This is a genomic window from Vibrio sp. St2 (genome assembly GCF_947311885.1).
GTDB classification, from domain to species: Bacteria; Pseudomonadota; Gammaproteobacteria; order Enterobacterales; family Vibrionaceae; genus Vibrio; species Vibrio coralliilyticus.
In genome coordinates this window covers 208,080-229,381 of sequence record NZ_CAMZNA010000002.1, presented here as the reverse complement: position 1 = coordinate 229,381, position 21,302 = coordinate 208,080, and the positions used below count along the sequence as shown (strand labels likewise).

The following is a 21,302-nucleotide window of genomic DNA, read 5'->3' as shown; positions in this document are numbered from 1 at the left end:
TATAATTGTGATATTTGTGTTAATTCGAGGTGAATTTACCCCTTTCTTTTTTATTGATATAGGGAAATAATGAAAATAATTAATTCCAAAAATGACATAATGGTATGCGTGCGGACGATATAATCTTGTTTTCTCAGGTCGTAGAACTGGGTAGTTTTAGTAAGGTGGCAGAGATAAATGACCTTACAAATTCGGTAGTTAGCAAAAGAATTGCTCGATTAGAAGAAGAAATTGGCGTTCAACTATTATATCGAACTACGCGTAAATTGACGTTAACTGAGGCTGGCAAGGCGCTGACCCACGGCGCGAAAAATGTGAAGCAAGCCGCTCAGGAAGCAATGGATGCGGTATCCGGGTTCGGTGAGAATATCAGCGGCCACATCAAAATGTCGGTTCCTTCAATCTCTGGTGACCTAATTTTGGCTGATGCAGTGGCGGAGTTTTGCAACTTACATCCAGGCTTAACGGTTGACATGTCCCTCGATAATCGCTTTGTCGACTTAGTCGAGGGCGGTTATGACTTAGTGATTCGCACGGGGTATCTTGAAGATTCAAGCCTGATTGCTCGTCATATTCTTGATTCTCAGTGGGTGGTCTGTGCATCACCTTCTTACATCGCACGCAACGGAAAACCGATTAAACCTGAAGACCTTGTCACTCACAACTGCCTGCAATACGCCTATCAAACAACAGGTGCCTCTGAGTGGGAGTTTAAGTCAAAATCGGGCAACTATATTGTGAAGGTCTCTGGCTCGTTCTCGACCGACAATGCGACGGCATTGAGGAAAGCGGCATTGGGGGGACATGGGATTGCGTATGTACCGCGATGCTTGGTTTACCACGATATTCGTAATGGTCAGCTGGTGGATCTGTTTCCTGAATTGGTCGGTAAAAGGTTAGGGATTTACGCGGTGTACCCGTTTACTCGTCAACCACCCAATAAAGTTAAACTACTGATCGAACACATTCGGGCGCGTTATCTGGCTATTTCACACTATTTCTAACCACTTGATCAGCTTAAGCAGCATGACACACAAAGTTGCTGTCTTCACTTTGTGTGTTATTGAAAAGATAAAGATAGCTGCCCTCAATATAGTAATTAATGTCTATGGACATCCCCTCTAACCTGTTTATGCTGTTCACAAAAACGTCTACGCCGCTTGGTTTATTAGCCCACATGATTTTGTCGTACAGCATCCTGAGTCTATTACCAGATAGGCTGTAGTGAGTTGTATAATTGACCTCGAAAGAGCGAGGTTTTTCTCCATGGATATGTATTTGACCTGAGTGATATTGGGTCATCATATCATCGGAGGTAAATAATAAAGTATGTGTCTCATCAATCTCGGAGTATTGACGAAACGAACCGCGTAAAAAATGGCTTTTTCGTTCTGTACATATCCAACGTGTACTATTGAAAACGCTATCAGCTTGCTGTGTTTTGATCAGTACCGAGATTGCGAGTGAAGCAATCAAGACTATTGATATGACAACAAGTTGCATTGGTTTTTCCTACTAATCGTTATACTGTTTAAAACCTCGGCTATAGAGTCTGCAGTTGCGTTCAAATGGTGATAGGTTTGGCTCTCTTTTGGAGCTTTTGTAAACACAAACATTTTTGAAGCAAGTCGGCTTTCATCATATAACGAGCGATAAACTCTTATGTAAATGCTGATACTACATTGTTTAACGTTCCCAAAGTTGCGAGTATCTAAATTCTTTATCACTTTGCTGATATCAAAATTCTCTCCGCTGACATCACTAAAGTAGAGGCTTAGGTGGCTAATCTCGAATTTAGAGTAGTTGTTTTTATTGATAAAATTCGGCTTTTGAGATGATTGGAATGTGTTAAAGATAGTTATAAAAAGCACAGTAGAAATAATGGCAAATAGAATCACCTTGAAGTGATTTGCGGATCTAAAAATCTCAAATAGGTTCCTCTGAGGTGAACTGCCTTTGGTAACACTAGGCAGTTCAAACACCTCGGTCTCCAGCGGATAAGTGGGAGGTTCGTAAAAAGCCGGCGCGTTAGATTCTGGTAAGCTCAAATAATAGCCTACCTTGCTCACTGTTTTGACCTCTATGTTTGTCGCTTTTAGTGAAATCAAGACCCTTCTTAATTCCGAGATTACGTTTGTAAGCGCTTGATCGGTGACGATACGGCCAGACCAACACTCTTCGTAAATCTTCTCTCTTTTGACCGGTGTTCCATGGTTTTCAATTAGCAGGTTAAAAACGCTGAATGTTAAAGGGCGCAGTTCAATAGATTGACCATTTTGATTACTGAGCGTCCGTGACGAAGTGTCCAATTGCAAATTGGATATTGTGACTATGTTCATTTCTACAACTTAAGCATTGACTCTACACGGCGAGTGATTCTTACCAAAAGCGGATCAGTTTATAAATTGAACTTATAAAATCAATGCTTGTATTTATAAAAATAATTACACAAAAATATTTGCAACAAAAACAATTACATAAAAAACATGTGAATTAAATCATATTTATGGTGTGAGCAGTTATGAGGAAAATCTTTGGTCGCTATTTATTTTTATGTTTTTTGCTTGCTTACAGTAGGAGCCTCTTGTCAACACATGAAAAGAAAACTATGAAAAAACTAATTTTAGCAACAATTATCTTCTCCTCTTTCACTTCTGCTCAAGGTGTTCTTGCTCAGGATTTTAAAGGGTTTTATTTTGGAGCAGGTGTCGGTTCGACTAGCTTTTCGGACGATGGTTACACAGAAGATATGCAGAAATACTTGTCTGATACACCTGGTAACTCCTCAATAACTACAAGTAATGACACGGATGGTCAGACCTACAAGCTGATTGCTGGTTATATGTATAATCGAATCGTCGGTCTAGAAGCCCAATATACTAAATATGCTCCTATTAAGTTCAAGACTCCACAGTCCGCGCTAACCCATGAACTTGACTTATCTTCATTCACGCTTAATACGAATTTGGGTTACACATTTGACAACGGCTTGAGACCATTCACTACTGCAGGTTTGGGTAGTATTGATTTGGGTGAAAGTGGTTCAGAAGCAGGCGTGGCGATTCGAATCGGAGCTGGTATCGAATATTTTGTACCTCAGCTAGCAGGGCTTTCCATTCGCGCTGCATATGAGGCTGATCTCTTTGCTCTAAAAGCTGCCGGTAAGACGTATAACCAAACTGTCGGTAGTTTTTATGCATCCGCGAGTTACAACTTCTAAATATTCAAAATAAAAAAGCCGATGCATCCTTGCATCGGCTTTGATTGGCGGCCAAACCAATGTGTTTATACTTATTAAGCTGCGACGATCTCTTCGTCTAAATCGAAAGACGCATCAATAAGCATCTTAGTATAGTCGTTCTTCGGCGAGTGGAAGATTTCATCGGCCGTACCTTCTTCCATTACTTCGCCTTTTTGCATCACTAATACGCGATCAGAAAGTGCTTTCACTACGCTCAAGTCATGACTGATGAACAGGAAGCCGATGTTGTGCTTTTTCTGAATATCTTTTAGCAGGTCGATAACGGTCAACTGTACAGAGCGGTCGAGTGCAGACGTAGGTTCATCCAGCAGAATAAATGAAGGTTCTAGAATCAAAGCGCGAGCAATTGCGATACGCTGACGTTGACCACCAGAGAACTCATGTGGGTAACGGTTGATTGAGTGAGGATCCAGTCTCACTTCTTCCAATGCTTTGCGAGCGCGCTGCATACGTTCAGCACGGCCCATCTGAGGCTGATGCACTGTTAGACCTTCAGTAATGATGTCACCGACTGTCATACGCGGGGAGAGAGAACCATAAGGGTCTTGGAAAACCATCTGAATGTCTTTTTTAAGCCCAAAGCGTTCTTTCTCACTTAGCGCCTTCACATCCTGACCTTTGAACTCAATCCCACCCGAACAAGGCAGTAGGCCGATAAGCGCACGGCCGAGCGTCGATTTTCCTGAGCCAGACTCACCGACAATACCTAAGGTCTCGCCTTGTTTAAGCTCAAGTGAAATGCCTTTAACCGCTTCAAAGTACTCATTTTTACTCTGAATAAAATGAGACTTTATCAGGAACTTGACTCGAATATTATCAGCTTTAAGTAATGGCGGAGCGCCATCCTCTACCGGATCTTTACTGCCTTTCGGAATCGAGTTGATCAGCATTTTTGTGTAATCATGCTGAGGGTTTCTAAACAATGCCTGACACTGGCCTTCCTCAACTACATCGCCTTTACACATAACAATAACGCGATCAGCAAGGTGTTTTACGACCCCTAAGTCGTGCGTAATGAACAGAATGGCCATGCCCATTTTAGCCTGAATCTCTTTGATCAGATTCAGTACTTCTGCTTGTACTGTTACATCAAGTGCAGTAGTCGGTTCGTCAGCAATAAGAATGTCAGGTTCGTTGATCAGTGCCATCGCAATCATAATACGTTGCAACTGACCGCCTGAGAATTCGTGTGGGTACTTGGTGTACGCTTGCTCCGGGTTTGGAAGATGAACCAGATTAAACAGCTCAAGCACTTTTTGTTTCGCTTGAGAACGCGATACTGGGCGATGACACATGATGGCTTCTGCCACCTGAATGCCGACTCGCATAAATGGGTTGAGAGAAGTCATCGGTTCCTGAAAAATCATACCAATGCGGTCGCCACGAATGGACTGCATATCTTTTTCAGGTTTATCGACCAGTTGCTCACCCTCAAAGATGATGCTGGACTGGGAGTGAACAATGGCATTATTTGGTAGTAACTGCATCAGAGCGTTAGTCGAAACGGACTTACCACTACCGGACTCTCCTACGATAGCGAGCGTTTCACCCTGAAAGAGTTCGAAGTTAACATCCTTTACCGCGTCTACAATACCGTCGTTTGTTGTAAAGCTGACCGAAAGGTTTTTAACCTCTAAAATTGGCATCTGTGACATTTGCATTCCTTGTTTTAATTTATTTGATGCGAGCTTTCCGTTGCATTGCCATAGCTCTTCAATGCTGAGAAGTGGTGATGAGCTTTTTGAACTTGTTCAAACTCTAGCATCCACTGAGCATTACGTTGAGCACTACAAAACGCGCCCATATGGCGCAAAAGATCCTCACAGTTTTTATCAAGAATGTGGTGAGTAGCCTGAACCAATTCTGCCGATTCAATCGACATAAACTGAAGCAAAGCATAGCTTTGGTTGAGCAAGTCGAAGGCACTTTGATGCTGACCCATCTTGTTGAGGATCTCTGATTGAGAGACAGCAGCATCACGTAAGCCAGTTAATAAGCAGCTGAATTGGCAAGGTTTGGTTTGGTCATCACTTAGCGCGCTTTGGATATGCGTCGGTAAATGATGCAGAACTTGATCGTACAAGTAGTGTGCCTCTGGCCAATGACCTTGTTCTAATAACTGCTCAGCTTTTAGGTAATGTGTCCAGCACTGTTGTAGATCCATGTTCAATTACTCCACCAAAATCGTAACAAGGCATATTTAAATGCAATTCATTAACCATTGCAAATAATTATCATTTAAATGATATTTGACAGCATAATTGGTGAATATTTAGGCAGTTGAACCCGAATAATGCCTAAGTCACTAAAATATAAACAAAACTGGCCTACACTAGGTCGTTATAGAGTTGATGGAAAATAACAATAAGGAAAGAAAGATGGCAATTCAACGGCTAAAAATGAGCCAGCTGTATCATGCTGCGGAGCTGGAAATGCTACCGAGTAAGTCTACAAAAGAGCTGGCACCCATTGACGAAATCGTCGGTCAAGAACGTGCTCAAAAGGCAGTAGAGTTCGCTATGTCCATTAAGGAGAAGGGCTACAACATCTATGCTATTGGTCAGAATGGCCTTGGTAAGCGAACAATGATTTTGCGTTATCTCAACCGTCACCAGCACGATGCGAAAGCACTTTATGACTGGTGTTATGTCGCAAATTTTGAAGATATCAGGACACCGAAGGTACTGGCACTCCCATGTGGAATCGGTAGCCAACTTAAACAAGACATCGAGAAATTGATGTCAAAACTGGTCAACGCCATTCCTCTGGCGTTCGACAATGAGCTCTACTACAGCCGAGCCGATAAGCTTAAAAATCAACTGGCGCAAAAGCAGGAAGCAGAGTTAGCCGTCATCACCAAAGAAGCAAAAACCAAAGGCATCAGTCTTACTATTACTACTCAGGGTGACTACCAGTTTGTCGCAATGAATGGTGAGGAGATGCACACTGAAGAGTCTTTTGAGGAGCTGACTAAGAAAGAGCAAGAGTATTTTGGCTCTACCATTGATGAACTTGAAATCAAGTTGAGAGATATGGTTCGTCAGTTGACGGAGTGGGAAGAAGCGTACAGTGAAAAAATTAAGAAACTGAATGACGATGTAACATTGGATGTCATCACTCACTTTATCAAACAGCTGAAAAAGGACTACTCCGGCTACGCAGAAATTAAAGCTTATCTGACAGAACTTCAGCAAGATATTGTTGAAAACGCTGACATCTTTTTAGAGCAAAGTGCAGAGCAAGGAGAGGTCGCCACAGCATCTTTAGATAAGAAGCTGCCACGTCGTTACAAAGTTAACGTTCTTGTAAGCCGTAAGGACGATGAGTTTCCTATTGTGGTCGAAGAGAACCCGAACTATCACAGCTTGTTTGGTTATATTGAAACAGCCACCTTTAAAGGTACTGTGTTTACGGACTTCTCATTGATTCGCCCTGGTAGTCTGCATAAAGCTAATGGCGGCGTACTATTGATGGACGCTCAAAAAGTACTGGAACAGCCTTATGTCTGGGATGGATTGAAGCGTGCACTGCGAGCTCGCAAACTAAGCTTTACCTCGCTGGAGAAAGAAGTCACGTTAACAGGTGCTGTATCGCTTGACCCTGAAGCGATTCCACTGGATGTTAAGATTATCCTATTTGGTGATTACCGCACCTATCAACTACTTCAACATTACGATCCGGAGTTTAGTGAACTGTTCCGCGTAACGGCTGACTTCGAAGATGAAATGACACGTAGTCCGCAGTCTGAACTGCAATATGCGCGTTTTATTTCCAGTGTCGTCAACGACAACAATATGCTCCATTGTGATAAGAAGGCCATCGCTCGGATTATCGAGCATAGCTCTCGATTGTCAGGCGATCAGACCAAGCTTTCGTTGCACTCAGCTAACATCGCTAACCTGATCCGCGAGTCAAATTACGTTGCTCGTCAGGCAAACTCGAACATGATTCGCTCTAGCCATGTTGAAGAGGCATTAGCTAATCAGGAGATGCGAGTCAGTCGCCTTAAAGATAGTGTGATGGAAGGTTTCATCAACGGAACCACCCTAATCCAAACCGAAGGGGAAGCCATCGGTCAGGTCAACGCGTTATCTGTTTTGAGTACCAGCGAGTACATGTTTGGTGCACCAAACCGTATTACAGCGACGACTTGTTATGGTGGCGGTGAAGTGATCGACATCGAGCGTAGTGTTGACTTAGGTGGTAGCATTCACTCAAAAGGTGTCATGATATTAACCGCTTACCTCTCTTCAGTATTTGGTAAAACGGCCAAAGTACCTTTAACAACGACAATCACTTTTGAGCAGTCCTACGGTGGTGTCGACGGTGATAGTGCAAGTATGGCGGAGTTTTGTGCGGTGGTGTCGGCCTTTTCTAAGCAAGCTAACCGTCAAGATATCGCAATTACAGGCTCGATGAACCAATTTGGTGAAGCCCAACCTATCGGTGGTGTTAACGAGAAAATTGAAGGCTTCTTCGATGTGTGTACGATTAAAGGTCGCAGTGAAAATCAAGGCGTGATCATACCAAGAGCCAACATGCACAACCTCATGTTACGTCCTGATGTTGTGAAGGCGGTTGAACGTGGCGAGTTTCAAATCTGGGCTATTGACCATGTGACTGAAGCCATCGAGTTGTTCATGGGTAAACCTGCGGGTGAACCAAGTGATGAGGGTAGTTACCCAATCGATACGGTATTTGGAATTGCTCAAGCTAAGCTAAATGCATTAAGAAAATAACCAAAAAGGGCTTTCAGATGAAAGCCCTTTTTAATTTTATAGTTCTACCAGTTCATTACCAGATGTTTGGCTTTTCCCAAAAGCGTCAATATTGCCTAGGGTAGTGTCAGCTATGTTGCCAAGTGCTTCATCGGTTAGGAAAGCTTGGTGACCAGTGAAGAGAACATTGTGGCAGGCGGACAAGCGACGGAATACATCATCGACAATGACGTCATTAGACTTATCACGGAAAAAGAGTTCTTTCTCATTTTCATAGACATCTAGCCCAAGGGCACCGATTCGCCCAGTTTTTAAGGCTTCAATCGCAGCGGCAGCATCCAACAATCCGCCACGGCTTGTGTTGATGAGCATTACGCCATCTTTCATCTTACTGAAGGCTTTTTCATCTAGGAGGTGGTAGTTTTCTTCAGACATCGGACAGTGCAGCGTGATGATGTCACTTTTCTCAAACAACTCTTCTTTTGAGCAGTAGATTGCTCCCAGCTCGATGGCTAGAGGGTTCTCAAATGGATCAAAGCAAAGGATGTTCATGCCTAGGCCTTTGAGAATACGCATAGTAGCGATACCAATTTTACCTGTGCCGATTACACCCACTGTTTTACCGTGAAAGTTAAAGCCAACTAAACCGTCTAACGAGAAGTTTGCATCTCTGGTACGCTGATAAGCTTTATGAAAACGGCGGTTTAGGCTCATCATTAAGCCAACAGTGTGCTCTGCGACGGATTCTGGTGAGTAAGCGGGAACACGAACCACCTGAAGACCAAGGCGCTTAGCCGCGTCTAAATCAACGCGATCAAAACCAGCACAACGCATTGCAATCAGTCTTACGCCTTGTTCTGCAAGTGCTTCTAGCACGGGTGCAGATAAGTCGTCATTAACAAACGCACAAACCACCTGGCAGTCATGGGCCATTTTGGCGGTCTTTTTGGTTAACTGGAATTCATGGAAATGCAGTTCAAATCCATACTCTTTATTTACTTTAGCGAAGGACGCTTCGTCATAAGACTTAGCACTAAACACAGCGACATCTAACATGGTAGGCCTCTCTCAAAATATTACGGGAGGAAATAGAACGGGCTCTATTGAACCGTGATTCAAGAAAAAATTAAACCACAAATTTGCTATGGAAAATTAAACACTTATATTCCTCAATTGTTTACAGTGATGTTTTTATTATTAATAAAGTGCCTCGCAAAATTAGCTCAATTTTCATCTCAAGATCACTTTTTTACTGCTAAAGTGGTATTTATAAATTAAATAGCTCTTAGCTTATTAATCATCGACTTAAGTGGAGGTGAGGCTAAGGGCAGATGGAATTTTGTTCTCTGGCTAGGAAATATGGATATGATTAAACAAAAGCTTTCTGAAGTGTCCATAGCAGCACGAGCGTGGTCTATATTAGGCTTGTTTGCTATTGGTTTATTTGCGAATACTCTCCTCAACATTGCCCAGTCCCGCGAGCACATGCGTGAAAACTATGAGCGAGGTGTGTCAACTCTGGTCGAATCTGCATCAGGTGTTGCGAAACACTACTACCAGCTCTATCAATCGGGTCAAATCTCAGAAAGCGAAGCTCAAAGTAGAGCGCTACAAACCATTTCCGCAATGCGATTTGATGGTGACAACTATATATTTGTCGGTGATTCTGATGGTGTGCAGTTAGCCAGTGGTGTGTTGTCTTTACTTGGAAAAAATATCCTTGGTTTGAAAGACAGCGAAGGTAAGTTTTTTGTTCAGGAACTTTATCAGGTGGCCAGAAATGGTGGTGGCTTTGTCGACTACAGCTGGAAGAACCCAGATAGTGAGAAATTGGATCCTAAAACCAGTTATGCGTTAATGTTTCAGCCTTGGGGTTGGATGATTGGCTCTGGCATGAATATGGTCGCGCTTCAGGCTGATATGCACCGCTCTGAGGTTGCATCTGCGGGTTACGCCATTGGTATTCTTGCTGTTCTTTCTATCACGATCGGTTTTTTCATCAAAACAATCACATCTCCTATTAAGCGTACCGTGCGAGCTATGCAAACCTTATCTAAAGGTGAAGGTGATCTGACCCAAAGGCTTCCAGAAGAGGGCAGTAAAGAACTCGTGCTTCTCTCTCGTTACTTCAACCAATTTGTTGCTTCTGTGCAAGGAATCATGCTCAGCATCAGCGATGCGGGTAGCCAAGTCTCTAGTGCTGCTAATCAGCTTTCTAATTCTGTTCATCATATCGACGACAGCCTTAACCAACAGCAAAGCGATGTGGATATGCTCGCGACGGCAATGACCGAAATGCTAGCAACAGTTGAAGAAGTAGCCGCACGCACTGTCGAAGCAAATGACGCTAGTCGTTTAGCTGCTCAGGAAGCCAACCACAGCCACAAGATCATTGACAAAAACGTTCAAGAAGCCAATGAACTTGCGGAGCAAATACAGTCTGCTAGTCAGGTTGTTCAGAAGCTCGCATCAGATGCTCGTAACGTTGACACGGTTCTTGAAGTTATCCGCGGCGTTGCCGAACAGACCAATCTACTCGCTCTAAATGCAGCAATTGAAGCGGCAAGGGCAGGTGAACAAGGACGCGGCTTTGCGGTAGTTGCGGATGAAGTAAGAAGCCTCTCTCTTCGTACTCACGAGTCTACTTTAGAGATTCAGAACATTGTTGAGAAACTTCAGGTTGGCGCTGAAAACGTGGTGAAAGTCATGGACCAAGGCACAGCCAAAGCGACTAATGCATCAGAGCTATCAAGTCAGGCCGGTGAGGCTTTGAACAAGATTAACAAAGAAGTACACACCATTGAGGAAATGAACCAGCACATCGCTACTGCTGCGGAAGAGCAAACCGTGACGGTGAATGATATTAACCGCAATGTGGTGAGCCTGAGTGATATGGCATCTACCGTGTCTGGAGAGTCTACCCAGATGGCCAGTTCTAGTAAGGAGCTTGGCCGAGTTTCAGATGACCTAATGGCAATGATTAATCGCTTCAAACTGGCTTAGCTTGAGGCCTCAGGGTGATATGGTAGAATCGCGGCAAATTTTTTAATCGTGAGCACTGAATGCGACACCTAAAAACTGCTATTCACCCTGATATTTGCCATCTTGATGACAAAACGGTCTTCCAACGTAATGCTGCAAGAGCCATTGTTGTAGATGGTGAAGACATCCTTTTGTTATACACCGAGCGTTATCATGATTACACCATCCCCGGTGGTGGTATTGATGATGGCGAGGACATTATCGCAGGTATGGTACGGGAGCTTCAGGAAGAAACAGGTGCGCAAAACATTCACAATATCAAGCCATATGGTATCTACGAAGAGTTTCGCCCTTGGTACAAAGACGACGCTGATGTCATGCACATGCACTCTTATTGCTACACCTGTAAAGTCGATCGTGAGTTAGGTGAAACCGCGTACGAAGATTATGAAATCAAAAACGGCATGAAAGCCGTATGGATGAACATCCATCAAGCGATTGCCCACAATGAAAAGACTATTGCAGAGAGCCCGAAGAAAGGCATGAGTATTGAACGCGAGACGTTTTTGCTACATATGATCGCTAAAGAAATGCTCTAAAATAAAGCCCGTACCTTACGGGCTTTATCCTTTTATCAATTGGATCAAATTATCTTTGCTATCAAAATGGACGCTGTATTCATGGCGATGGTTGATGAGTGAACGTGCTCTCGCCAGTTCCATGTGCTCATGAGCTAGACCTAACAACTCATCACCGTCAATGTCACTATCTGATGAATAACTCGCTCCGCCAATTTGTAACGTAATCGGTAATTCTGACGAGCCGTCTACGGCGGAAATGAGGCGTTCACAGATTGCTTTCCCATCCTTGTTCGTGGTGTCTTCTAATACGAAATAGAAGTTGCCGCGCGAACCTCTGGCAATCAAATCAGATTGACGAATGAGTTCTTGTGCAGTGAATGCGAAGCTCTGCAATAAAGTATCACCAGCTTCGTAGCCCAAACGACGGTTTATCGCGCCTAAGCCTTCCAAATGAATGTCTAACACCAGCGCACTGGTTTTGTGTCGCTTACAGCGCGCGAGCATTTTTTCTAGTTCGTTGGGAAAGGTGTTGTGATTGTAGAGATCGGTTAGAGGATCTCTTACTTCCATTAGTGAGGTGTAACGACGAGAGTCTTCTATCGATTTGATGTGTAAAAACTGAAGTAAAATAGATAAATCCAGCTGCAAACGGCGCTCAAGCGAGTTGGAGTTCTCTAGGAAACGGCAGTGGCTCGCTAAATTGTCGATGATACATCGATGCAATACGTGGCTCACAATTGAGTAGTACTCATGCACCTCTTCATATTTGGCAATGCCAAGAATGTGTTGAGCGAGCCCTTCAATATACCCCTCTTCTAATTCTTGAGTCAGCAGCGTATCGAGATAAGCATCTAAGGACTGGTGAATATGGAAGTGGCCAAGTATTTGGCTAACCACGTCAGAGTGTTCAAAATGCTGAAGGAGCTGAGTGTAGACCGCCGTTTTAATCTCTTCTCGGCTTTCTGTGGTGAGTGAACTTTGCCATGCCTGACTATCGCCATATGACAAGGAAAGCGCGTCCAAGCGCTGGTGTAGTTCAAACGGTCCAAACTTAAACAGGTCACTAATCTGTGGCATAGCGCATCCTTGACGTGAACTCTTCGATAGGTTTTTAGCGAACACCTATACTTATTCAAGTATTTGAATTATTAATGTTAATTAATAGTATAGTAATAAAAGAATAGCGAATTCAGCTGAGGACACAGGGAATGACCAAAATGCGCAACGTTCTATTAGGTGCCATGATCGCGAGCATTAGCTCGATCGGTTACGCCAAAGTTATCGAAACGACCAGTTTAGTCGGTTTTGGTGAGGCTAAATACCCAAACAACTTTACTCACTTTGATTACGTAAACCCTGACGCCCCCAAATTTGGCAAAATTACTTATGGCCGAGTCGGGACGTACGATAACTTTAACCGATTTGCCTCCAGAGGTGTCGCCGCTGCCGCAACAGGGGAGTTGTATGACACGCTCATGTTTTCCCCTAGTGATGAAATCGATGCCTATTACCCTCTGATCGCAGAGAGAGTGAGATATTCGGATGACTACACCTGGCTTGAAATAGACATCAATCCTAAGGCACGTTTTCACGATGGAGAGCCAATTACTGCGCATGACGTGGCTTTCACGTTCGATAAATTCATGACTGAAGGTGTACCGCAGTATCGCGTTTACTATAAAGACATTAAGTCGGTAACGGCCAAGGACGATCTGACGGTCCGTATTGAAATGGCAACGCCTAATCGTGAAAAGATGTTCAGCTTTGCTCAATCTACCCGAGTGTTGCCGGAACATTTTTGGAAAGACAAGAAATTTTCAGAGCCTCTTTCAACTCCTCCTATTGGCAGCTCAGCGTACAAAATTGCCGATTATAAATCTGGCCAGAGTGTCACTTATTCGCTAGTAGACGACTACTGGGCGAAAGATCTGCCGGTAAACGTCGGTCGTAATAATTTCAAGGAAGTGCAATACGACTACTATCGGGATGACACTGTAATGTTGGAAGCTTTCAAAGCAGGTGAATTTGATTTTCGTTTGGAAACCTCGGCGAAGTTCTGGGCAAATTCGTACACGGGTGTGAACTTTGATAAAGGTTACATCACCAAACAGGAAATCCCTCATCAAAAACCAGAAAACACACAAGCTTTTGTATTCAATACGCAAAGTGATGTATTTAAAGATGCCAGAGTCCGTGAGGCGTTGACCTATGCGATGGACTTTGAGTGGATGAACAAGAATATGTTCTACGGTCAGTACACTCGAACACGTAGTTACTTCCAGAATACCGACTATGAAGCGAAGGGCGTACCGAGTGCTCAAGAGTTGAAAGTTTTGGAGCCGTTTAAGGACGAGATTCCACCTCGTGTGTTTACTGAAGAGTTCCAACCTCCGGTTACCGATGGTTCAGGGCGTATTCGTGCTCAGATGCGCACAGCGTTTAAACTGCTTAAAGAAGCGGGTTGGGAGCTGAGGAACAAAGTACTCACCAATACCAAAACGGGCGAACCGTTTAGCTTTGAACTGCTAATCTATAGCCCAACTGCGGAGCGTATTGCGATTCCAGTACAGAAAAACATGAAGCGTATGGGTATCGATATGAAGATCCGTTCAGTTGACACCACACAGTACATTAAGCGACTTCGTGATCGCGACTTCGACATGGTCTCTTCAGCCTACTCCGCGAACCCATATCCAAGCCCGAATTTAATGATTGTCTGGAACTCCAACTACATTGACTCGACCTACAACACGGCGGGTGTTATTGATCCAGTCGTTGATAGCCTGACGATGGAAATCTCCAAGAAACAGCAAGACCCAGATGCATTACTTTCTTTAGGACGTGCTCTCGACCGCGTGTTGCAGTGGAACTTTTACATCATTCCACAATGGCACGTGAGCGAATATCGTGTGGCGATGTGGGACAAATTTGAGCGTCCGGAAAATATGCCTAGATATGACTTAGGTATTGATACTTGGTGGATATCAAAGGATAAAGCCGCCAAGTTGCCTGAAAAACGACGTTAACAGAGGGATAGATGGCAGCCTATATATTTCGTCGCTTACTCTTGGTGATCCCCACGCTGTGGGCGATCATCACCATCAATTTCTTCATTATTCAGGTAGCACCGGGAGGGCCGGTTGAGCAGGCTATTGCGCAGCTAGAAGGGCATAGCTCTGGCATTATGGAACGTTTTGCTGGGGGCGGCAGTGAAGTTGACCTCGATGTAGGAAGCGATGCTAACTCGACTGGCTATAAAGGTTCACGGGGTCTAGACCCGGAAGTAGTTGAAGAGATTAAAAAGCAGTTTGGTTTTGATAAGCCTCTGCATGTGCGTTACTTCGAGATGCTCAAAAACTACGCCACATTCAACTTTGGTGAAAGCCTGTTTAAAGGCGGTAATGTGATTGATTTGATTATCGAGCGCTTACCTGTCTCTATTTCATTGGGTTTGTGGAGCACGCTGATCATTTATTTGATTTCCATTCCTTTGGGCATCATGAAGGCTATCCACCATGGCTCCCGATTTGATGTTTGGTCAAGCGCTGTAGTGATTGTTGGGTATGCGATCCCCGGTTTCCTGTTCGCCATCATCTTGATTATCTTATTTGCGAGTGGCAATTACTTTAGTTGGTTTCCGCTTCGGGGGCTGGTATCCAGCAACTTTGAGCAGCTCGTTTGGTATGAGCAAATCATCGATTATTTCTGGCATCTGACATTACCGATACTGGCAATGGTGATTGGTGGGTTTGCAACACTGAGTATGCTGACGAAGAACTCTTTTCTCGATGAGATCAATAAACAATACGTTGTAACGGCACGAGCGAAAGGTCTGGATGAAAGAAGTATTCTTTATAAACACGTGTTTCGCAATGCGATGTTGATCATCATTGCTGGTTTCCCTGCGGCGTTCATCAGTATCTTTTTCACTGGCTCCATGCTGATTGAAGTAATGTTCTCACTCGAAGGGATTGGCTTACTGGGGTTTGAGTCAACCATACAACGAGATTATCCAGTCGTATTTAGTTCCCTTTACATTATGACCTTGCTTGGCCTAATTCTGAGCATAATTTCTGATTTAACATACACCTGGGTTGACCCAAGAATTGATTTTGAGGCGCGTTAATGCTGACGAAAAGAAGACGTAATCCGTTAAATGAAGCGCGCTGGCTGAGGTTTCGAGCAAACAAACGTGGTTACTGGTCACTGTGGATTTTCATGACGCTGTTCGTGTTTAGCTTGTTTGCAGAACTGATAGCCAACGATAAGCCATTGCTAGTGGAGTACGAAGGTGCGTGGTATTACCCGATCACGACTCAATATGCGGAAACTGAGTTTGGTGGGGAATTTGAGACCGAAGCGGATTACACCGATCCGTATGTCATTGAGCTGATTGAAGAGAAAGGATACATCATCTGGCCTCTGATTCGTTTTAGCTACGACACGATCAATTACAACATCTCTGGTTCGGTGCCCTCTGCGCCCGACAACGTTAACCTACTTGGTACCGATGACAAAGGACGGGATGTACTGGCACGAATCATCTATGGTTTCAGGATCTCTGTTTTGTTTGGTTTTGTGCTGACCATTATTTCCAGCGTGATTGGAGTGATTGTTGGGGCTTCACAAGGCTACTACGGTGGCTGGCTTGATTTGTTAGGCCAGCGCTTTATCGAAGTCTGGTCAGGAATGCCGACGCTTTTCTTGTTGATTATTCTGTCCAGTTTCGTCGAACCCAATTTCTGGTGGTTACTCGGTATTATGGTTTTGTTTAGCTGGATGAGCTTAGTTGGGGTCGTCAGGGCAGAGTTTCTGCGTTGCCGTAACTTCGATTATGTGAGAGCGGCGCAGGCAATGGGCGTAAATGATAGCCGTATTATGAGACGCCATATGTTACCAAATGCGATGGTCGCCTCTTTGACTATGATGCCTTTCATTCTTTCTGGCTCCGTAACCACATTGACTTCTCTTGATTTTCTGGGCTTTGGTTTACCGGCTGGTTCACCTTCATTAGGTGAATTATTGGCCCAGGGGAAAGCTAATTTACAAGCACCATGGCTAGGTTTTTCAGCCTTCTTTGTATTGTCGGTAATGTTGACTCTGCTCGTGTTTGTTGGCGAAGCCGTTCGTGACGCCTTTGACCCTCACCATCAGGGGAGATAATCATGACCAAACCAGTATTAACAATTGACGATCTATCAGTAGGGTTTGGCCGCGGAAAAGATGTCGAACAAGTGACTCATCAGGTTTCGCTGTCTATCAACAAAGGCGAAACGCTTGCACTGGTTGGAGAGAGCGGCTCGGGCAAGTCTGTCACCGCTAATTCAGTGCTGAAGTTACTTCCTAAGGGCTCGTCCCATTATTTGGAGGGTAGCATTAATTTTGATGGCATCGACATGCTGAGCTGTTCGGAGAGGCAACTACGGGGTATTCGCGGTGGCCGAATCGGAATGATCTTTCAAGAGCCGATGGTTTCCCTTAACCCTTTGCACAAAGTTGGAAAGCAGTTGGTTGAAACGCTGTCCATTCATCGTGGTGTGCGACAGAAAAAAGCGGAGACCATAGCGATTGAATGGCTAGGTAAAGTTGGGATCCGTAACCCGGATGTGAAGATTAATGCGTACCCTCATGAGTTGTCGGGCGGTGAAAGGCAGCGAGTGATGATAGCCATGGCCTTGATTAATGAGCCTGAGCTTCTGATTGCTGATGAGCCAACTACAGCATTGGATGTGTCTGTACAGGCGCAAATTTTGGATCTCTTGAAGGACCTTCAACAAGAACTGGGTATGGCGATGCTGTTTATTACCCATGACCTTAGTATTGTACGCCGTATCGCTGACCGAGTCGCAGTGATGCAGAATGGAGAGTTAGTCGAAGAAGCGGATTGTCGATCTCTCTTCTCGGAGCCTAAGCACCCATACACGCAAAAACTCATTAACTCTGATCCTAGAGGCTTGCCAGTCGAAACTCCGGTTGATTCTAGCAGCTTGTTGTCAGTCGATAACCTTAGAGTCTGGTTCCCGATTACTGGGGGGCTGTTTAAGCGTGTCGTTTCTCATATTAAAGCCGTTACGGATATGAAATTTGACCTAAAGCGAGGGCATTCGATAGGGCTGGTCGGCGAAAGCGGTTCCGGTAAGTCGACCACGGGTATGGCCATCTTACGTCTTGTTCACTCCGAGGGTTCAATCTTTTACCAACAGCAGGAACTGCAAGGCTTGGATCGAAAGCGTATGCTGCCGTATCGAAGTAAGATGCAGGTGGTGTTTCAAGATCCGTTTTCCGCGCTTAACCCGCGGATGTCTGTCGCACAGGTAATTGGAGAAGGGCTGCGTGTTCATCATGAATATGACGATACCACTGTAGACAAGATGATCTGTGAGGTTATGGAGGAAGTGGATCTCGACCCTGAAACTCGCCACCGTTATCCAAATGAATTCTCTGGCGGGCAGCGTCAACGTATTGCGATAGCCAGAGCGTTAATTCTTAAGCCTGAGTTTATTCTACTGGATGAGCCAACATCGTCATTGGATCGTACAGTTCAGGCTCAAGTCTTGGATTTGCTGAAATCGCTACAGGAAAAGTATCAGCTTACATATCTGTTTATCAGCCATGACTTGAATGTCGTCAAATCGTTATGCCACTACACCATTGTCATGAAGCAAGGCGAGATTGTTGAGCAGGGCGAGACAGCGTTGTTATTTCAGCAACCAGAACAGTCGTATACCAAAGAGTTGGTCGAGCTTTCGAGTTTTTAGACGCTGAGAAAGACAAAGGCTGCAAACAGCAGCCTTTGATTTTTTATATGCTTTTTAGTTTGTGAGCCCAGATCTTTTCAAACTCTTTGTTAATGTCGATTTCACTTAAATGTGCCACGTGAAAGTCGATAAGTTCTAGCTCAAAGGATGGTGTGGTGTAGACCGAACCATTATCAATCGCGTTGATCATGCGATCTGCAATAGCGGCTGGTCCAGCTTGTCTAAATACAACTAATTCTGCTTGTTTATTCAAGCGAATCTCACTGACTGCCGCCTCATATTCAGAATGTGTAAAGCCTACCGCTAACGCTGTTTTGATTTCTTGCTCAACGATCTGTTTTGTGGCTTGCTGCTCACCATCATGAATCTTTGAAACCAGTACTTGAGATAACAGTTTCTGGTTAAACAAAATTTCATTCTTAACGGAAACGGTCGCCGAAGAATGGCCATCAGCGAGCGCAGATTCAATTCGGTGCTCTAGGATCTGATTGGTAATAGTGGCGAGCAATAGGTCTTTTCGCATCAGTTTGCTATCGACGTCGTCCGACACATGAGCTAGTGCACTGAGTGAAACACTATGCTTTCCTTGAGTACCTGAAATTCCGTTGTTACCCATACTTAGAGCAGGCTGCTGAGTTTTTGTCAGAGGTGTTGGGTTATGCCATTGAGAGAATGCCTTTTGCACCTTGTTTTGCAGCGTACGAGCTTTGAAATCTCCCACGATAACCAAAGTCATGTTTGTTGGTACATAGTACTGAGAAAAGTAGTGCTCTAGATCTTCCAACTGCACTCGACTGGCTGATGTTTCGGTTACTGGTGAAGTACTTTTCCCAAGCTCAAGAGAGTCAAGTTGGTTCTGACTGACGACAGTTGGGTAATCGGTCAAATTTGCTGACTGTTTCCAAGCTTGTTGCACAAAACTCTGCTGCGAGAAGCTTGTCTCTATGAAGTCCAAAGCGCCTTCTAATGACTGTTGGTTGTCGTTTGTTGTGCTCAGGCTGTAAACAGTTTGCTGGTAATCCGTCGTTGCTGACCACTTTGAATCGCCAATTATTTGATTCGCGAGAACACGAGAGACTGGAAGGTACGAAGGCTCCTGAGCAACACCTGCTCCAACTCGAAGGCGCAACTCTAATGCTTGTTGTTTGTTAGGCGTAGCAACTAAAACCAAGCGAATACCATTTTCAAGAACCGATGTCTGAATATTACGAGGCATCGTAATATCGGTATGTTCGAACCAAAGAGGAGAGGTTGGTTTTGCGGTTACAGGTAACGCAGCGATAGCAGTAAAAAGTGCTGTCAACGTTATTGTTAAAGCGCGGTTATAGATAGACACAGCAAACTCCTGAAGAAGACCTTAAGTGTTTCCCTGTTCATCAATCGACCTGCATATAGCTATTTAGAGGCGGTATTGAGCGAAAATCGTATCCGTGATTGAGAAAGGATGGCCTTTCTTCGCATTGCTGGCTTGTTACAACCAGAGCAGAACATATTCATTTATAAAATGTGGCGGGATTTTGTACAAATTCACGCTATTAGTCAAACTGTATTCGATTTTGAGTAGTTTTTGTCTCGTTATTGAAACAGCCCAGCAGTCGGACTACTGGCAATAGATAACGTTGCGTCCGCTTTCTTTGGCTTTGTACAGAAGAGCATCAGCCTTCTTTAAGGATTGAGGGATAGTACCGACGACCGGATGTATACCGCCCGATATTGTTACGTTCGGAGCCTGAGTGAATTGTGATACATCAATACGAATTCTATTCATCACCTGCTTGGCATCTTGGACTGAAGTTGTATTGATTAGGACGACAAATTCCTCTCCACCTATACGAAACGCGTAATCAGCAACGCGAATGCGAGATTTAATGATAGCTGCAACACGTTTGATGACTTGGTCGCCGACATCGTGACCGTATTTGTCATTCACGGCTTTGAAATGGTCAATGTCGAATATTCCGATAAAGTAGCCTTTACTGGCTAAGCTCTGTTGCTCTACTTTCTGCAAATAATGGCGGTTATGTAAACCAGAAAGTTGGTCTGTGTAGGTGATCTTATTTAACTCACGACGCTCTTGCCTGAGTTTATAAAGATAGTAGGACGCTCCAACACTGATGCACAAAAGTGCCAAGATCAAATACAGATATTTTGGAATAAACTCGTCTTTAGGTAGCACTTTTAGAAGGAAATATAGTTTACCACTAAAAAAGCCAATATCTCTATAAACAAAATAATTGTCGCCTTGTTCGAGTATACCTTCCGAGCGCTGACTGCGATTTAAATCATTCCAGACTTTTGAGTAAGCATCGGGTAAATACTGATAACTGTTGATGGCTGGGTATGAGCTTGAGTAAATAAAGCCATCGTCATCCAGTAGTAGAATGTTATCACGGCTCGTGTTATTAAATTCGCTCATATCAACATCTAGAACAAGGTAACCAAGATGTTGGAGCCCTTGATACACAGGTGCAATCTCAGTAAATAAACCTAAGTCAGGTTGATAGAGTATTTGGTGCGCTTCTTGGTTAAGGCTACTAGCGTAAAAAGAGTTATAAGAATCAATCAGATGCTTGTATCGATAATGACGAGAAGGGGTTCTGCTGACTATCTCAATACTGGTAATTAAGTTCTGATTCTCCAGTAAATGCTGAGTAAGATCATAAAACAAATCGGGGTGTGTGAAGTACTGCTGAGCAATCTGGGTTTTGCTGAGCGCGGCATAGCTGCTGATTTGCTGTTTACGCAAATTCAGGGTTTCGTCAATCGCTTTTAGCTGGAACGAAATGTCTTTCTTCTTAGCATCTTTGATGAAGCTTAGAGGCGTGTTTACAATGAAAACAGCGAAAAGCATGAGTGCCAGACAACGCAGTTCTATGTTGGCAGACGAGCTGAGAGGCCTGCTGTAATGTAAAAACATTTCCTATGTTTATCTTGTTTATATATTCATCAAGGACTCAAATGTTATGGAGCATTGTCACAAAAGTCTATTAAGACGGATGAA

At 44.0% G+C, this 21,302-nt stretch carries 17 protein-coding genes; 9 read left to right on the top strand and 8 right to left on the bottom strand.

Features of this window, described 5'->3' with window-relative positions; all coding sequences use genetic code 11:
• Nucleotides 1-104 precede the first annotated feature (104 nt).
• Nucleotides 105-1,004, top strand: coding sequence for a LysR family transcriptional regulator (locus tag QMA41_RS07545; RefSeq protein WP_281629278.1), 900 nt, complete (start codon nt 105-107; stop codon nt 1,002-1,004).
• 13 nt (nt 1,005-1,017) lie between these two features.
• Here the strand turns inward: QMA41_RS07545 and QMA41_RS07540 are convergent, their stop codons facing one another.
• Together QMA41_RS07540 and QMA41_RS07535 are read right to left on the bottom strand one after the other, a co-directional pair.
• Complete coding sequence (locus QMA41_RS07540; RefSeq protein WP_281629277.1) at nt 1,018-1,503, bottom strand: hypothetical protein; 486 nt, start codon at nt 1,501-1,503, stop codon at nt 1,018-1,020.
• The gene (locus QMA41_RS07535) at nt 1,479-2,339 is read right to left on the bottom strand and encodes a winged helix-turn-helix domain-containing protein (RefSeq protein WP_281629276.1); all 861 of its coding nucleotides are present in this window, start codon (nt 2,337-2,339) and stop codon (nt 1,479-1,481) included. The genes QMA41_RS07540 and QMA41_RS07535 overlap by 25 nt, the downstream gene beginning before the upstream one ends.
• Nucleotides 2,340-2,608: 269 nt before the next feature.
• Between QMA41_RS07535 and QMA41_RS07530 the strand changes: the two genes are divergently transcribed.
• Nucleotides 2,609-3,220, top strand: coding sequence for an outer membrane beta-barrel protein (locus QMA41_RS07530; RefSeq protein WP_281629275.1), 612 nt, complete (start codon nt 2,609-2,611; stop codon nt 3,218-3,220).
• Between the two features lie 74 nt (nt 3,221-3,294).
• On the opposite strand, the gene QMA41_RS07525 is transcribed toward QMA41_RS07530, so the two are convergent.
• Nucleotides 3,295-4,917 carry an ABC transporter ATP-binding protein gene (locus QMA41_RS07525; RefSeq protein ID WP_043010172.1) on the bottom strand — a complete coding sequence of 541 codons (1,623 nt, stop codon included), beginning with the start codon at nt 4,915-4,917 and terminating at the stop codon, nt 3,295-3,297.
• 14 nt (nt 4,918-4,931) lie between these two features.
• Complete coding sequence (locus tag QMA41_RS07520; RefSeq protein ID WP_006961196.1) at nt 4,932-5,426, bottom strand: hypothetical protein; 495 nt, start codon at nt 5,424-5,426, stop codon at nt 4,932-4,934.
• 214 nt (nt 5,427-5,640) lie between these two features.
• Between QMA41_RS07520 and QMA41_RS07515 the strand changes: the two genes are divergently transcribed.
• On the top strand, nt 5,641-8,001 hold the full coding sequence (locus tag QMA41_RS07515) for an ATP-binding protein (RefSeq protein WP_281629274.1): 2,361 nt from the start codon (nt 5,641-5,643) through the stop codon (nt 7,999-8,001).
• A gap of 36 nt (nt 8,002-8,037) precedes the next feature.
• Here QMA41_RS07515 and QMA41_RS07510 read toward each other — a convergent pair whose 3' ends face one another.
• Entirely contained in the window at nt 8,038-9,036 is a 999-nt protein-coding gene (locus tag QMA41_RS07510) for a 2-hydroxyacid dehydrogenase (RefSeq protein WP_006961194.1), read from the bottom strand.
• 309 nt (nt 9,037-9,345) lie between these two features.
• On the opposite strand from QMA41_RS07510, the gene QMA41_RS07505 reads away from it, so the two are divergent.
• Both QMA41_RS07505 and QMA41_RS07500 read left to right on the top strand, forming a co-directional pair.
• The gene (locus QMA41_RS07505; protein WP_281629273.1) at nt 9,346-10,983 is read left to right on the top strand and encodes a methyl-accepting chemotaxis protein; all 1,638 of its coding nucleotides are present in this window, start codon (nt 9,346-9,348) and stop codon (nt 10,981-10,983) included.
• Nucleotides 10,984-11,042: 59 nt separating this feature from the next.
• The gene (locus tag QMA41_RS07500; protein ID WP_281629272.1) at nt 11,043-11,561 is read left to right on the top strand and encodes an NUDIX hydrolase; all 519 of its coding nucleotides are present in this window, start codon (nt 11,043-11,045) and stop codon (nt 11,559-11,561) included.
• Nucleotides 11,562-11,585: 24 nt separating this feature from the next.
• On the opposite strand, the gene QMA41_RS07495 is transcribed toward QMA41_RS07500, so the two are convergent.
• Nucleotides 11,586-12,620, bottom strand: coding sequence for a GGDEF domain-containing protein (locus QMA41_RS07495; RefSeq protein WP_281629271.1), 1,035 nt, complete (start codon nt 12,618-12,620; stop codon nt 11,586-11,588).
• A gap of 131 nt (nt 12,621-12,751) precedes the next feature.
• Between QMA41_RS07495 and QMA41_RS07490 the strand changes: the two genes are divergently transcribed.
• The 4 genes from QMA41_RS07490 to QMA41_RS07475 are packed head-to-tail and all read left to right on the top strand — an operon-like array spanning nt 12,752 to nt 18,301.
• Entirely contained in the window at nt 12,752-14,569 is a 1,818-nt protein-coding gene (locus QMA41_RS07490) for an extracellular solute-binding protein (protein ID WP_281629270.1), read from the top strand.
• Nucleotides 14,570-14,580: 11 nt separating this feature from the next.
• Nucleotides 14,581-15,669: a microcin C ABC transporter permease YejB gene (locus QMA41_RS07485; protein ID WP_043010177.1), complete on the top strand. Its 1,089-nt coding sequence runs from the start codon at nt 14,581-14,583 to the stop codon at nt 15,667-15,669.
• A complete protein-coding gene (locus QMA41_RS07480) occupies nt 15,669-16,706 on the top strand; it encodes an ABC transporter permease (RefSeq protein ID WP_039952125.1) in 1,038 nt (345 codons plus the stop codon). Before QMA41_RS07485 ends, QMA41_RS07480 begins: the two co-directional genes overlap by 1 nt.
• A gap of 2 nt (nt 16,707-16,708) precedes the next feature.
• Nucleotides 16,709-18,301 (top strand): ABC transporter ATP-binding protein, encoded by a 1,593-nt coding sequence (locus tag QMA41_RS07475; RefSeq protein WP_281629269.1) that lies wholly within the window; start codon nt 16,709-16,711, stop codon nt 18,299-18,301.
• Between the two features lie 43 nt (nt 18,302-18,344).
• On the opposite strand, the gene QMA41_RS07470 is transcribed toward QMA41_RS07475, so the two are convergent.
• Complete coding sequence (locus QMA41_RS07470) at nt 18,345-19,637, bottom strand: insulinase family protein (RefSeq protein WP_281629268.1); 1,293 nt, start codon at nt 19,635-19,637, stop codon at nt 18,345-18,347.
• Between the two features lie 264 nt (nt 19,638-19,901).
• On the bottom strand, nt 19,902-21,218 hold the full coding sequence (locus QMA41_RS07465; protein WP_281629267.1) for a GGDEF domain-containing protein: 1,317 nt from the start codon (nt 21,216-21,218) through the stop codon (nt 19,902-19,904).
• Nucleotides 21,219-21,302 lie beyond the last annotated feature (84 nt).